Origin of the sequence: Butyrivibrio sp. NC2002, from assembly GCF_000702265.1 — a bacterium.
Lineage (GTDB): Bacteria > Bacillota > Clostridia > Lachnospirales > Lachnospiraceae > Butyrivibrio.
On the sequence record NZ_JNKZ01000007.1, the window covers coordinates 439,447 to 453,515 of the forward strand.

Annotated in this window: 8 protein-coding genes; 3 read left to right on the forward strand and 5 right to left on the reverse strand. The window is 41.4% G+C overall.

What is annotated here, in order from left to right; all coding sequences use genetic code 11:
- Nucleotides 1-252: 252 nt before the first annotated feature.
- Nucleotides 253-1,707, forward strand: a complete 1,455-nt coding sequence (locus T543_RS05205; RefSeq protein WP_035766293.1) for a hypothetical protein — start codon at nt 253-255, stop codon at nt 1,705-1,707.
- A 128-nt stretch (nt 1,708-1,835) separates the two neighbouring features.
- Here the strand turns inward: T543_RS05205 and T543_RS05210 are convergent, their stop codons facing one another.
- The 4 genes from T543_RS05210 to T543_RS05225 form a co-directional block, all read right to left on the reverse strand.
- Nucleotides 1,836-2,822, reverse strand: coding sequence for a diaminopimelate dehydrogenase (locus tag T543_RS05210; protein ID WP_035766295.1), 987 nt, complete (start codon nt 2,820-2,822; stop codon nt 1,836-1,838).
- Nucleotides 2,823-3,038: 216 nt separating this feature from the next.
- Nucleotides 3,039-4,034, reverse strand: a complete 996-nt coding sequence (locus tag T543_RS05215) for a glycoside hydrolase family 130 protein (protein ID WP_035766299.1) — start codon at nt 4,032-4,034, stop codon at nt 3,039-3,041.
- A gap of 147 nt (nt 4,035-4,181) precedes the next feature.
- On the reverse strand, nt 4,182-6,050 hold the full coding sequence (locus tag T543_RS05220) for a glycoside hydrolase family 20 zincin-like fold domain-containing protein (protein WP_035766301.1): 1,869 nt from the start codon (nt 6,048-6,050) through the stop codon (nt 4,182-4,184).
- Nucleotides 6,035-8,374 (reverse strand): beta-glucosidase family protein, encoded by a 2,340-nt coding sequence (locus T543_RS05225; RefSeq protein WP_051638552.1) that lies wholly within the window; start codon nt 8,372-8,374, stop codon nt 6,035-6,037. Before T543_RS05225 ends, T543_RS05220 begins: the two co-directional genes overlap by 16 nt.
- Nucleotides 8,375-8,728: 354 nt before the next feature.
- Between T543_RS05225 and T543_RS05230 the strand changes: the two genes are divergently transcribed.
- Nucleotides 8,729-9,811, forward strand: coding sequence for a carbohydrate-binding family 9-like protein (locus tag T543_RS05230; protein ID WP_051638553.1), 1,083 nt, complete (start codon nt 8,729-8,731; stop codon nt 9,809-9,811).
- Nucleotides 9,812-9,887: 76 nt separating this feature from the next.
- On the forward strand, nt 9,888-10,937 hold the full coding sequence (locus tag T543_RS05235) for a LacI family DNA-binding transcriptional regulator (protein WP_051638554.1): 1,050 nt from the start codon (nt 9,888-9,890) through the stop codon (nt 10,935-10,937).
- Between the two features lie 27 nt (nt 10,938-10,964).
- Here T543_RS05235 and T543_RS05240 read toward each other — a convergent pair whose 3' ends face one another.
- On the reverse strand, nt 10,965-14,057 hold the full coding sequence (locus tag T543_RS05240; RefSeq protein ID WP_035766303.1) for an alpha-mannosidase: 3,093 nt from the start codon (nt 14,055-14,057) through the stop codon (nt 10,965-10,967).
- Between the last annotated feature and the right edge of the window lie 12 nt (nt 14,058-14,069).

Here is a 14,069-nt window from a genome sequence, read left to right on the forward strand (position 1 = left end):
GCCACCCATGCGGAAACTTTATTAACTGAATATTTAAAGTTCCACTTCTCTGAAATCAGATTATTATACCTTATGCACTAATATTTTCTCAAAATATCCGGTGCATTCATATATAGGCAGTGTATTTGTCATGGACACTTTGCTGTCATGACAACATCTTTGTCATTGACAAACCTCTGTCATGACAGGCATAATCAATAAATCATGCTATAATTTTAGTCAAGGGATTACATAATAGAGGGAATCATAAAAATGAATACAGAGCGTTTAAATACTATTATTGAGACAATTGGAGTAAAAAATGTTCAATTAGCAAATCTTGCGGGATTTGATGCTGCTAATGTCAGCAGGCTTAGATCCGGCTCGAGGAATGTCTTAAGAGATAGCACCACCGCTCTAAGGATTTCAGAGAGCATCTATAAGTATAGTGTGATCACACATACTACAGATGCTCTTTTTAATGTACTTCAGATTCCTGAGGACTCCTCTTCCGAAACGGCAATAGATGCTATTTTGGATACCATCTTTGGCACATCGGATGCTAATATATCTAAGAAAAAAGAAACAAAGGACAGGAAGCATGAAAATGAAGTATTTGGGGTAAAGCTTGACAGGATCATGATCCTCACCGATCTTCAGAATGTCCGCTTAAGTCAGCTTATTCATGTGGACGCATCGCTGATCAGCAGGTACAGAGCCGGTGTACGCTCTCCGCTTTCCAACAGGCAGCTCACCGACAAACTCGTTACTGCCCTCTTTCAGCGAATAGAAAAGCATGGGCTGATCCCTGAGCTTTCCGATATTATGAACATCAAGGACTCGGAGCTTGATGAGGAGCTTTTCCGCAAATGGCTTACAAATCCCGAGCTCACATCTAAAGAGGACATATCCTCAACAGAGAAGCTTTTAGCGGCATTCAATGGTTTTTCATATAAAAAGCTTCCTGTTCCTCCGCCCATTGAAGAGATAGTCAGTAAGGATGTAATTTATCAGGGCGCACTCCCCTATTTGGGACGGGCAGGTCTTCAGGAGGCAGTCATCCGCTTTCTTGGCAGTGTTTTTTATGAAAAAAAAGAAGAGCTGCTGCTCTACTCTGATCAAAACATGGACTGGATGGTGGAGGATCTTTCCTTCAGGATGAAGTGGGCTGCCCTCATGGGCTCCTGCGTAAAAAACGGCACAAGGGTCAAGATAATTCATAATATAGACAGGGATCTCGATGAAATGAATGAAGCAATAATCAGTTGGATTCCGCTTTACATGTCCGGCATGATCGAGTCCTATTACTGCAGCTCCCATATCGGAAACCGCTTCTCACACACGATTTTCTGTTGCCCCAAAAACTATTGCATAAGCGGCTCCCACGTAGTCGGAACCGAAGACAGAGGCAGATACTACTATCACACCTCTGAGGAATCTCTGGCTTTTTACGAGGAAGAATTCAATGCCCTTATGAAAACGGCAAGACCTCTCGTAAGGATTCTTCCCATATCAAAAGATGCGATTCCCGAATGCAGCATTACAATGTCCAAGAAAGGTCTGCCACAGATGACCGCTAAGGACTCTCCTTTTGACAAGATTAAAATCGCGATCAATCCCGATATAGTCCGTGTATATCATATTTCCGAACCTTATGTATCGATAGAATTCACCCATCCTATGATGCACAGAGCTTTCACATCCTATGCAGAGCGGATGATGGTGTGAGGGAAGTCAGTGGGGAAGTCACTGACTTCCCCGCCTAATCTCCCACAACTGCTGCTCTTAGTGTATAATAGTAGCAGTAGCAAAAAAGAGTCTGACTTTAACTAAAGCCAAACTCTTTGATCAATCTATTACAGCATATGAGCTCTTAATTCTTCGCCGCTCTTATCTGAAAGATATGCCGGAGGGATGTCTAGGATTGTCTTGCATCCCGTCTGTCCTTCGTTCTTCATTCTTACTGCTGCTCTTGCTACCGCCACAAGTACACTTGTTGTAAACTCAGGGTTTGAATCGAGCTTTAAGCTGTATTCTATTACATGCTTATGCTCTTTGTTTGCGCCTGTTGTACCTGTTCTGAATACGAAACCGCCATGAGCCATTCCGCTGTGGTTCTTTAAGAGTTCTTCCTCTGAAATGAAGTGAACTGTCGTATCGTAGTCTGCAAAGTAGTTGGGCATTTCCTTTATCTCTTTTTCTACTTCAGCTGCATCAGCGCCATCTTCAAGAACTACAAAGCACTCTCTTGTGTGCTTGTCTCTTGTTGTAAGTTCAGGATTTGATCCGCTTCTTACTGCCTCAAGAGCTGATTCTACAGGAATTGTGTACTGCTTTGCATTCTTAACACCCTTGATCCTTCTTATAGCATCTGAGTGTCCCTGAGATACGCCTTTTCCCCAGAAAGTATAATCATTGCCGTCGGGAAGGATTGCACTTCCGTATACTCTTGCAATTGAGAACATTCCGGGATCCCATCCACATGAAATAACTGCAATATTGCCATTTTCCTTTGCAGCAGCATCAACATTAGCAAAATGCTCCGGAATTCTTGCATGTGTGTCAAAACTGTCAACAACATTAAACATCTTTGCATATTCAGGTGTCTGAACAGGAAGATCTGTTGCACTTCCTCCGCAAAGTATCATTACATCTATCTTATCCTTCCAGTCAGCAGCATCATTAACTGATACTACAGGAACATTCTCTGTCTGTATCTTAAGTGTAGAAGGATCTCTCCTTGTAAAAACAGCAACAAGCTCCATATCGGGTGAAGCTTTGACAGCAAGTTCAACACCTCTTCCAAGGTTTCCGTAACCAAGTATTCCAATCCTAATGCTCATAGTGATCCTCCATTCAAAAAATTATGTTTAAATAAGTTAGCATCAATTAACTAAACCTATTTAAACATAATAATTTTATCGCGTTAACTTGTCAAAGGAAATGTAGATTAAATTTCTTAATTGCGACTTCCCACAACCTTGCAGACCATGCTTATGATGCCAACCTGGTAGCTGTTAGCCTCAAAAATGACCTTATTATCTTTTGTAAGGCATGTATTAAACCTCCAGGTTGTTTTCCTTTGCAAAGTTAATGAGTCTGTCTACTGTTGTAAATGCAAGTCCTGTAACTGTGTCTGCACATCCGTAGTAAATTGCTATTCTTCCTGTTGCTGCATCTGTAAGAGCTGCGCAAGGGAAAAGAACATTCGGAACATCTCCGCAAAGCTCATAATTTTCAGCAGGTGCAAGGATATAGAACTTTGATCTGTATTTAACCTTCCAGGGCTCATCCTTATCAAGGACAGCACATCCCATTCTGTAAACAAAGCCGTTGCAGGTAGTAAGAACTCCGTGGTAGATAAGGAGCCATCCCTCGTCTGTCTCTATCGGGCAGGGACCGGGGCCGATCTTTGTTGACTGCCATGCAGAAGCATCTCCCTTAAAGGTTCCCATAACGTATCTGTGGTGTCCCCAATATTCAAGGTCAGGGCTCTGGCTGTAGAAAATATCACCAAAAGGTGTATGTCCTGTATCACTGGGTCTGCTGAGCATTGCAAACTTGCCGTTTATCTTCTTAGGGAACAGAACGCCGTTTCTGTTATAAGGAAGGAATGCATTCTCAAGCTGATAGAATTTTTTGAAGTCGTATGTGTATGCGATTCCAATAGTCGGTCCGTGATAGCCATTACACCATGTTACATAATATCTGTCCTCGATAAATACAACTCTGGGATCGTATCTGTACTCTCTTTTTGCGATCTCGCCGTCCTCACAGATAAACTGGATAGGCTCATGGTTGATCTCCCAGTGAATACCATCCTTACTAAAGCCAGCGTAGATATCCATACTTACAGCCATTGAATCACATCTGAAAACTCCTGCAAATCCGTCTTCAAAAGGAACAGCTGCACTGTTAAAAATACTGTTGGATGTAGGAATGTCATATCTTCCGATTATAGGGTTTTCACTGTATCTCCATACCGGTTTTGTATACCCTTCCGGACACTCCTGCCACGGAATATTCTTTAACTCTTTTCCGATTATCTTACTCATAACAAAAATCCTCCATTCTTTTGATTTCGGCGCTGGGAAAAGCTGCACCGAAAGCCTGTAAAAAATATTTTTTATATAAATTTGCTAACCCTTTCGGATTAGTGTTGACGCTTTTGTTAATATTTATTATTTATGCTAACACAATGTTTACATTCTGTTTCTCAAAACATCTGCATAGCTGTAGAAAATATTTTCAATCCTGTACAGTTCACTTTCTCTGCTGTCAGTTCTCCAAACCTTTTTGTAATGATACATCCACTTCTCCAGATCTGCTGCAGTCTGAGCATAGCTGTCACTTTTAGTCTCTTTGAACAGCTTTTCTCCGATCTGGTACAAGGTTCTGCACATAAGCTTTTGTCCCTGTGCAAAAAGCATTAGCCTTGAAGCTAAGTAAACACCTTCACTGCCTGCGCCTTGTGCCACTTTCATAAGCTCGCCCAGCTTCTCATCTATTTTCTTATTGTTTTCAGATGGCTCGGAAACATTAAGTTTTAGATAAAACTCTTTTAAATCTTCTAAGCTGTCGCCCCTTTTAAGATGCTCAATAAACTGCACAAACTGCTCCCAGTTATTTGTTTCAAGCATTCCAATATCTCTCATAACTAAAACAAGCTTTTCTGAATGGTCCATGTAATAGGTTCTGGATATCTTTTTATTCATCTCTTCTTCATCTCTTATTCCGGACCAGGCAAATGCTGCGCCGTATATAAGTCCCGGAATCGAGAACGACGGATCCTGAAGATGGCCATAATCGCCCCAGTCAGTATTAAGAAGTCCCTCTGCACCATACTTAAGGGCATATCCGCACATAAGGGATACGTTTTTATATGCCATCTCAATGTGATTAATAAAATGTCTCCAGCCATGAACCCCCGGGCACAGATATTGTCTTACGGGAACATCATGAAGCTTTTTGGTATTATCCTCTCTCTCGTTGTCAGAGTAGCCCCAGTTAAGACAGATGACATCTTTGGGGAGCTGCTTTGCATATTCAGGGAAGCCAACTATGATATCTCCCCAGAACATAGGCTTTTTGCCCTTTTCTATGCAGATAGCCATTATCTTGTTTACAAAATCAACATACATCTGGCTTATGCCGATCTTTTCCGCAAGACCTTTGCTCTTTCCTTTTCCAAGGTCAAAGGTCTCATCAGCGCAGATATTTACGTATTCTGAAGTAAACAGAGGCAGGAATTCATCCAGCTCTTTTCTTACAAATTCAATTGCTTTGTCATCCGTGACATTTAGTGTATGATGCTGCATTCTCTCATCAAATGAAAAATCATCTTTTCCCGGATCATCAAATTCGCACAGATTTTCAAAAGTCTTGGTTCTAAGAACTTTATACAGATGCCCAAAGGTTGATATTGAAGGGATAAGTTCTATGCAGAGGCCCCAGCAGTATTTATCAAGTTCAAGAATATCTTCTGCCGTAAGAGGAGTATCGTCCCTGCATACTTCAGAAAAGTCCCTGAACAAAAACGAATGTTCAACATAAAGCTGAAGCTGATTTATCTTGAAATAGCTGCATGTGTCCGCAAGCTTTTTATAGGCATCCAGTTTTCTGATGCGTCCTCTTGTTGCATCATGGTAAAAGCCTCTGTTTGGAAGAATAGGCTCATCCTCTATTTCGCAGCATGAAATAACTGCTCCCTGCAGATTTACAAGCTGTCTCAAGGTCTGGACACCGTACAAAAGGCCTCTGTCTGTGGATGCCTCGATAACGATCTTATCCTCATTAACCTTAAGTACATATCCTTCATCAGAGAGTCCTTCTGTTTTGTTTAAAAAGATACAGTTATCGCAAGAGTCCTGCGCTTTTGATATTTCACTGTCAATTCCTGTCTTATCAGAAATTGTTTTCTTTAATAGCTTTGCGCCATTTAAGTCGCGCTGTCCTGTCGCCTCTGACAATACAATGCTTGTAAAATGATCTATTCTGAATTCTCCCTCACGTGTCTTTGCACTTTTTGGCGCAGGAATAATATAATCTATCGCATTTATTCTTGTGTCCATTCCAGGTTCCTCCTAATAAGTTCAATATCCTGGTCCTTTACAACAATTTCATACCCTTTTGCATTTACAGACGGTTTCATATTGTAGTCATAGAAGATAAGGTCTCTTAATTTTAGCTCCAGTGCCATCGCCTTCTCTTCTCCTACGCCCAGCTCTGTTCTTGAAAAATCCTTAAGTTCAAGATTTCTTGCGGTAACTCCTCCGCCCATTCTATGAATATAGAGCTGAGGTATTGCGCAGGCCTGCATATCACCTTTGTTTTTCACTTTTAAAGATACCCGGGCAATTACCGTGTCCAATATTTCTTCTTTGTTATCTGTATCTGCAAGAGCTTTCTTTAGCATATCTGCAGCTTTTTGCTTTAGATTTTTATAAGATGGCTCTTTATCATCTAATGCTTCAGATTTTAGTTCTGCATTAGTGTATTCAATATCCGAATACATAAGTCCATAGCCAAAAGGATAAGCTGCTTTTCCCTCAATATCGCAGTACGTTACTGCCTTGTAGCTGTCCTTGTAGTTGTAATAAACAGGCACCTGTCCCGCAGTCTTTGGAAGAGAAGCGGGTAGTCTTCCCATAGGGCTCATCTTTCCTTTGATAATTTCAGCTATAGCTTTTCCTCCAAAGGGGCCCGGATAAAATGAATATAAAAACGCATCACTTGCTTCATCTATGTTTTCTACTGCATAGGGTCTTCCTGCTATGCACAAAGCAACGATAGGAAGCTTTCCCTTAAGATATTCGCGGATAAATGCAGCTTCTTTTTCAAAAATATCTATATTGCATCTATCCATACCCTCTCCGCACTCCATGGCTCCGCCTTTTGAAAGGGATGCTCCATTTATGTCAAACTTTGCCCCCGCATATCTGGAGGAGCTGCCGCCTGTAACAAACAGCGCCATATCAAAGCCGTAGATTATCTTTTTAGCAACATCCATTCCGCAGTCATCAGAAAACGCTATATATTCAACATTTTCTTTTCCGAATTCTTCTATAAGGCCGTCCAATACAGTGACCATATCCTCGCTGTCTCTGGGAGGAGTATAGTCTCCCATGAGCGCATAGCCATCAAAAGCATTCTCTCCGATCACAGCAATCTTCTTATTATCAACTACCGGAAGTACCTTGTTCTCATTTTTCAGAAGAACTACTGACTCTCTTGCCATTTGAAGAGAGTACTTATCTATGCCATATTCCTTTTCATCGCCCATATTCTTATCCATGTAGGGATGCTCAAAAAGACCTCTCTCAAACTTCATATACAAAACCGGATACAAAGCTTCATCTATCTCTTCTTCGGAGATAAGTCCTTCTTTTACGGCATCTTCAAGTTTTGAAAATCCTGTATCCCAAAGGCTGATATTCACTCCGCTCTTTAGAGCAAGTGCGCCGCTTTCGGTATTGTCATAAGTTACGCTGTCAAGGCAGTCTATCGCTACTCCGTCAGCCATGACCACTCCGTCAAAGCCCATTTCGCCGCGAAGAATGTCTTTAAGTAAATGAGAATTTGCATGGCAGTAGACGCCGTCTATCTCGTTGTAAGCTGCCATTACTCCTCTTGCCCCCTCTTTTACAGCGCATCTTGCAGGTTCTAAATGTATCTCCCTAAGCTCTCTTTCTCCTATCCTTGCAGCGCTCGCGTTAACTCCGCCGGTTGTTTCGCCCTGCGCACAAAAATGCTTGGCAACAGAATATGTTCCGCCTTTTTGAACTCCTCTTACCGCTGCGCCTGCCATTCTTCCGCACAAAACAGGGTCTTCAGAATAGCACTCTTCACATCTGCCCCATCTTGGATCCCTCATAACATCGAGCATGGACATAAGTGCCAGATCAACATGTCCGTCACGTAGCTGTTTCCCGCTCGCTTCGTAGGAATCCTCCAGTAGCTGTTCATCAAATGTTGCACCGGCAGCTGTGTTTACAGGAAGTATCCCGCCAAGAAGAGCCTGGTGTCCATGCGGATTTTCAGATGACATAAGAACCGGTATACCGAGTCTTGAATGTTCGATCACATATTTTTGAACCGCGTTATAAGCCTCCATGCTTCTCTTTGGTGTGATCCCGTTTTCCATAGTCCTTGCAGACCATGGATCAGCGCGATGCAATCCGTACAAGCATCCGAGGCCGCCCCATTTTTCAACCTCGTTTTTAAACTCATCAGTAAGAGAAAAATCAGGATCATATTCGTATATATTAAATCCATATAATTTCTGATTAAGCTGTCCTACCTTCTCTGTGAGCGTCATCCTGCTCATAAGGTCAAGGGTTCTGTCCTTTAAAGAAGCCTTTTCATCCTTATACAGGACATACTCTTTTCCTCCCATAATAACCTCCAATTGTGTAACCCGTTTAAATGTTGTTAATGTTTTTTGACATTTTTATTATGTACTTAACACATGTTAAAGTCAATTGTTAATAAATATGTATTTACAAAGCTCATATTTTTGCATCAAAACCTTTGATAAATTCAGTATTTTAGCGGATATTTGATCAAATGTTTTTGCAGTGAACATTATGTTAACTTTAGCTTGTGGGAATTATTGATTTGTTAACTTTATACTGCTATACTTTACATAACAAATTATGGTAGTGTAAAGCAAGTTATGAAAACATTAGACCGTCCTAAGGAATCCACCGCAAGCGGTACCCCCTTAGGACCATATCCAGGAGATAAAAATATGAGCGACGTAAAATTAAGCATACCTTTTCCACTTATAGAATTTGATCCGCCCGTTTATAATTGCAAAAGAGCGCCTTTTGCATTAAAAGACGTAGACGGAAATTTAGGCAAAGAGTTCTGGCAAAATGCAGATTTCACAGATGCATTCAGTGACATCGAAGGTCCTTCCATGCCCGCTCCCAGATACGAGACAAAAGCCAAGATGCTGTGGGACGATGACAATCTCTACATTGGTGCAATCCTATACGGCGATGAGATCTGGGCAAACCAGACAGAGCACGACTGTGTCATCTTTTACGACAATGATTTTGAGATCTTTATAGATCCCGATTCAGACACTCAGGAATATATCGAATACGAGATGAACGCACTCGGAACCTATTGGGATTTGCTCCTGACCAAGGCTTATCGCGACCTCGGTTCACCTATCAATTCTCTCGAGATAAAAGGAATAAAAAACGGAGTTAAGATTGCCGGCAAATTAAATGTTCCGGATCCAGAAAATAAATTCTGGTCTGTTGAAGTGGTCATTCCCTTTGAAACCATTGCTGAATGCGATATTTCAAGAAAGAATCCTTCTGCCGGAAGTTTTTACCGCATGAATTTTTCAAGAGTTCAATGGAAAGTTGATAAATCCGGTTCAAAATATAGTAAAATATTATCTAATGAAACAGGTAAACCTCTTCCCGAGGATAACTGGGTATGGTCTCCTACCGGTGTCATAAATATTCACTATCCGGAGTTATGGGGATACGTGTTCTTCTGCGAAAGTGATGAAACATACAAGATCCCCGAAACAGAAAAGATCAAATGGGAACTTCGAAAAGTCTATTATGCTGAGCATGCATATTTTGACGAAAACGGCGTTTATACCGCTGACAAGGATAAAATATCAGAGATCTTTTCAAGGTATTTGGGCAATTCTTCAATGGGAAGGATCAGCCTTGATGAATACAAATTAACAGCAACAGATTCTTTCTTTGAGGCAGCAGCATACACCCGGGACAAGACTTCTTTAGTCTGTCTGTCCTCTGATGGAAAGACCACAGTAAAGGGAGGAACCATCATGACGAAGTCATGATTTGGAATGGTTCCGACCGATAGGGCAGGATTGCGGAGCAATCGTGCCAATACATAATATAAGAGGATTTATAAAAATGAAAAAAGTAACCATTCAGGACATTGCGGATGCACTGGATATTTCCAGAGTATCCGTCTGGAAAGTATTCACCGGAAGAGAAGGAGTATCAGATGATCTTAGAAGCAAGATCATTCACAAAGCAATCGAGATGGGATATAACATGCCCACCGGATTCTATGATAATTCCATCTCTTCCATGGACAGACCGCAGGCTACAATTTCCGTAGCGGTAAGCAGGCCCGAGACCTCCGTTTTCTGGATAAATCTCATCCACGAGATCGCGCGAGAAGCATCAGGTTCAAACGTGAATGTCATGTATACTTATCTTCCGTCGGAAGTGCCAAATGATTATGTACTTCCCTCCGCTTTCACTGACGGAAGCATTCAGGCAACCGTGATCCTAAATGTGTACAATGAGACATTGATCAAAAAACTAAACAATCTTTCGATTCCAAAGGTTTTCATGGATACCGTAACCTCTCTTCCCTTTGAAGAGCTTAGGGGCGACCTCGTTTTGATAGAAGGCCGCTCCTGTGTAACCAAGATCACCGAGCACATTTTAAGTCAGGGTAAAACACGCATCGGCTTCATCGGTGATATCAACTATGCACAGACCAACTTCGAAAGATACTACGGATACAAAAATGCCATGAAAAAAGCAGGTATCCCTATAGACGAGAGCATCTGCCTGACACATTCAATCGGAGCAGATACCTACAAAGAGGAAATAACAGAATTCCTCCATTCTCTAAAAGAGCTTCCGGAAGCATTTATCTGCGTCAACGACTTCGTTGCCGACATTGTCTGCAGAGCTCTTACTGAAATGGGCGTAAAAATTCCTACAGACATCCTTATTTCAGGCTTTGACGATCAGGCCGACCTAAGCTATCCGGTTCCTCTTACAACCGTACATGTAAGCAGCTCGGATTTCGGTATAAAACTTGCAAGACAAATAGTATACAGATTAAACCATCCAAAGGCATCACGCGAAATCATATACATGTGTCCTGAAGTCATCATCAGAGATTCAACCAAAAGCAAGAATTCAAAAAAGCGACTCAAATGAGCCGCTTTTTTACATATCTACTTCTGTTTATTTGATTCTGAAGGTCTTGATTTCGTAAGGTTTTATTTCAAAAGTAGCCCTGTTTCCTTCAAACGAAACATCTGATCCGGATATTTCTTTTTCCATAAGATCTGTCTCTTTTACAGACTTTATGTCTTTGCAGAATGAAAGCTGTGCTTTTGTTCTCTTATTTTCTACCTCATAGAGTCTTACAATGATTCCGTCACCATCTTCTGCTGCTTTAATAGTTTCAAGAACAACATTTTCTTTATCAACAGACATAAATGAGAATTTATCATTTACTTTTCCGCCGTCAAATACCTTAAGAGGAACATTCAGATCAAAGCTCTCCTTCTCTGTTTTTCCTTCGATCCAGGTTCCGAGGTGAGGAAGTAGCGAATATGTGAAGCTGTGTACTTCAATATCTGCTTTTTCAAAAGGTTCTGTTCCTGCTTTAAACAATGTAAGTGACAGGTTTCCATCTATAGCAGAATAGCCGTACTTGCAGTCATTCATAAGGCTGACGCCGTAGCCACCCTCGGACATATCTGCCCACTTGTGTCCGCAGCTTTCAAATCTTGCTTCATCCCAGCTTGTGTTCTGATGAATCTTTCTCTTCAGATTACCGAACTGGATGTCAAATGTAGCTTCATCAGTATGAACATCCACAGGGAAGTGAACCTTGCAAAGGTGCTGGCTGAGTTTCCAGTCAACAACTGTCTCAAAGTCGATCCTTCTGCTGTCAGCATAGAAATGAATGAACTGAGTAAATTCATTATCAAGCATATTCTTAGTAACCTTAAGAGTTGCTCTTACAGGTCCCTTCTCGATCCACTCACACTTTGCATTATCAACAACAGGCCATGACTTTTCCTGATAATAAACATCTGTATTCCAGTTATCGAAGTTTCTGGGCTTATCCTCGTATACTCTAAGCTCGTTTCCGATCTTGCCATCTTTAAGAACTTCTCTGCCCTCTTCTATGTCATACAAAGATGTAAACTGGCCTGCACCATCGATCTTTATTTCATAGAAAGGAGTTTTTATTCCATCATCTGTTATAACAAGTTTGTTTTCAAAGTTATCGCCCTTAGCAAACTCAAATACTTTATAGCCCTTTGAAGGGATATTCTTCACATAAGCAACTGCGCCGTTTTCAACCTGCTGCAAAGGATAGATATTTTCGCCGTCAGTAACAGCTTCTCCCTTTGCATCTGCAAAAAATGCGATGTCATCTCTTTCAAAACCAAGTGTGTTAAATACAACTTTTCCATTGCCTGAAGGAGCAATGCACTTTTCTCTTTCCTCAATAAGCGTGGTTCCTTCTTTGCATATCTCTTCGTATTCCTCTTTTGTTACATCATATACTTCCTTGATCGATGAGCCGGGAAGAATATCATGGAACTGGTTTCTAAGGATTGTCTCCCACATGGAATCAATTTCTTCCTTGGGATATCCGAGCTTGTCCATAGCAAGTACAGATAAAAGCTCGAGTTCCATCATCAGATATTCGCTCTTTCTGTTTGCCTTTTTGTTTCTGCCCATAGAAGTATATGTGCCTCTGTGGAATTCGAAGTAAAGCTCGCCAACCCATGAAGGGAGTCTCTTGTTATCCTTAACCTTCTCATAAACTTCTTCAAAATATTTTCCTGAAAACTCCTGGCGAACCTTCGGAATTCCCTTAATTCCTTTTTTCATTCGGTCTGAAGTTTCAAGCATATCTCTTGTGGGGCCGCCGCCACCATCGCCAAATCCAAAGGACACAAGGATGTCGTTGTTGATCTCCTTTTGCTGATATCTCTTCCATCCTCCCATGATTGCATCAGGGTGAAGCATACCGTTGTAGGTCGTAAAGAAGTCGTTTGTGCTCTGGCCTACTCCAAGTGTTGTTATGAGGTGAGTAAAGATCCTGCTTCCATCAATACCTTCCCACATAAAAGTATCCATAGGCACCTTGTTTACTTCATTCCATGCAAGCTTTGTTGTCATGAAATACTTGATGCCGCTCTTTTTCATGATCTGAGGAAGCGCTGCGCTGTAACCAAATACGTCAGGGAGCCAAAGCACCTCATTTTCTTTTCCGAATTCTTCCTTAAAAAATCTCTTTCCAACAAGGAACTGTCTTACAAGTGATTCGCCGCTTGTAAGGTTGCAATCAGCTTCAACCCACATGCCGCCTTCGGGCTCCCACCTGTTTTCAGCAACTCTCTGTTTTATCTTTGCATAAAGATCGGGGTGTCTTTCTTTTACAAACTTATAGAGCTGAGGCTGGCTGGACATAAACTTATAGTCCGGATACTCATCCATAAGCTTAAGAACGGTTGCAAAGCTTCTGCAGGATTTCTGTCTGACCTGTGCAACTGTCCAAAGCCATGCCACATCAATGTGAGTATGACCGATACACGTTGCGATAACATCATCAAAGCCTGAGAGCTCATCATTTTCATACAGATTCTCTCTTATGTATTTTCTTGCATCACGCACAGACTTAAAGAAAGCCTCGCTCTTTACATCTCTTAAATCGATAAGATTAATAGTTTCGTTTATTACTTCGAGGATTCTCTTTGCTGTTCTGTCATCCTCTTCCATTCTGTTAAGTCCCCAAAGCGGAACCTGAATGTCATAGTACAGATCCTTTATCTCTTCGTCTCTTTCCTCCAGATCAGCAAGGAGCTTGAATTCATTGTGAAGAGTTCCTGTATAAGACTGCATATCGATACGAACCTTCTCGCCGGCCTTCGCATCCTTTAAGATGAGGATTTCCCTGTGATTGATATCAAGTCCCTGCACAGGTTTGCCATTGATAAAAACAAGAAACTGAGGGTTTCTTCCATCATCCCAGTCCTCAAGCTGAGTCCTTACGTGAAGCCACACGTTTTTGCCATCCATCGACTCGGGAACTGTGACATCACATCTAAACCAGTAATGTCTGTCTTTGCCATACCATCTGTCATTTTCGGCATCAAACTCCTCCCATGGCCCTTTATCATTATCAGCTTCATCGGGAGTGATAAAACAATTTTCTTTTTTCTGCCACTTCAGAATGCTAATCTGTTGTCTGGTTATTTCTTTTTTGAGCTGCATGCATATTACATTTGCTCTTTCCTTTAAAAATCTCATCCTGACCTCCGA

What these genes read in the sequence shown, in the direction of transcription:
- T543_RS05225 (WP_051638552.1), bottom strand. Translation starts at nt 8,374, where the DNA reads ATGGGAGGAAAAGAGTATGTCCTGTATAAGGATGAAAAGGCTTCTTTA.
- T543_RS05240 (WP_035766303.1), bottom strand. Translation starts at nt 14,057, where the DNA reads ATGAGATTTTTAAAGGAAAGAGCAAATGTAATATGCATGCAGCTCAAA.
- T543_RS05210 (WP_035766295.1), bottom strand. Translation starts at nt 2,822, where the DNA reads ATGAGCATTAGGATTGGAATACTTGGTTACGGAAACCTTGGAAGAGGT.
- T543_RS05205 (WP_035766293.1), top strand. Translation starts at nt 253, where the DNA reads ATGAATACAGAGCGTTTAAATACTATTATTGAGACAATTGGAGTAAAA.
- T543_RS05235 (WP_051638554.1), top strand. Translation starts at nt 9,888, where the DNA reads ATGAAAAAAGTAACCATTCAGGACATTGCGGATGCACTGGATATTTCC.
- T543_RS05230 (WP_051638553.1), top strand. Translation starts at nt 8,729, where the DNA reads ATGAGCGACGTAAAATTAAGCATACCTTTTCCACTTATAGAATTTGAT.
- T543_RS05220 (WP_035766301.1), bottom strand. Translation starts at nt 6,050, where the DNA reads ATGGACACAAGAATAAATGCGATAGATTATATTATTCCTGCGCCAAAA.
- T543_RS05215 (WP_035766299.1), bottom strand. Translation starts at nt 4,034, where the DNA reads ATGAGTAAGATAATCGGAAAAGAGTTAAAGAATATTCCGTGGCAGGAG.